Raw genomic sequence first — 593 nt, 5'->3', positions numbered from 1 at the left:
CTTCTGAGACCCGGTGTGCGCCAACGTGTCGACCGCACACGTGCGGGCCTTGTTCTTGTACTCGTGCGCCTCGTCGATGAACAGGTAGTCACACCCGGTCTGCTCGAACGTCACCCCGTCGTCTTTGCGGTCCTTGTCGAGCAACTTCTGCAGACGATCATCCATCCGCTTCTTGGCGGTCTCGATCTTTTTGATCGTGGTCGGGTTCATCGAGTCCCGACCGCTCGACAGCTCCTCGCCGAGCTGGTCGATCTGGGCTTGCAGGTAGTCGGTGCGCCGGTCTTCGCTGACGTTGATCAGCTCGAACACCGAACCAGGAACGATGACCATGTCCCAGTTGCTGGTCGCGGTCTGGGCGACGAACATCCGCCGATCCTGGGCCGACATGCCCTTGTTGCCCACCAACACCTCAGCGGCCGGATACCACTGCTTGACCTCTCGACCGAACTGCTCGATCAGGTGGGTGGGCACCACAATCCACGGCTGGGCCACCACACCACGACGTTTGAGCTCCATCGCAGCCATGAACATGGTGCCGGTCTTGCCCGCACCGACCACATGGTCGAGCAGCACCGTGGACTCCGCCGCGATCC

At 61.9% G+C, this 593-nt stretch carries 1 protein-coding gene; it reads right to left on the bottom strand.

Going from position 1 to position 593, the window contains the following annotated elements:
- Positions 1 to 573, bottom strand: a 573-nt coding sequence (locus IO33_RS45340; RefSeq protein WP_209439019.1) for a DEAD/DEAH box helicase family protein, incomplete at its 3' end; no start/stop codon positions are given.
- Positions 574 to 593 lie beyond the last annotated feature (20 nt).

The sequence above is a fragment of the Streptomyces durhamensis genome (assembly GCF_000725475.1).
In the GTDB taxonomy this organism is placed as follows: Bacteria; Actinomycetota; Actinomycetes; order Streptomycetales; family Streptomycetaceae; genus Streptomyces; species Streptomyces filipinensis.
This window is presented reverse-complemented; position numbering and strand designations above follow the sequence as displayed.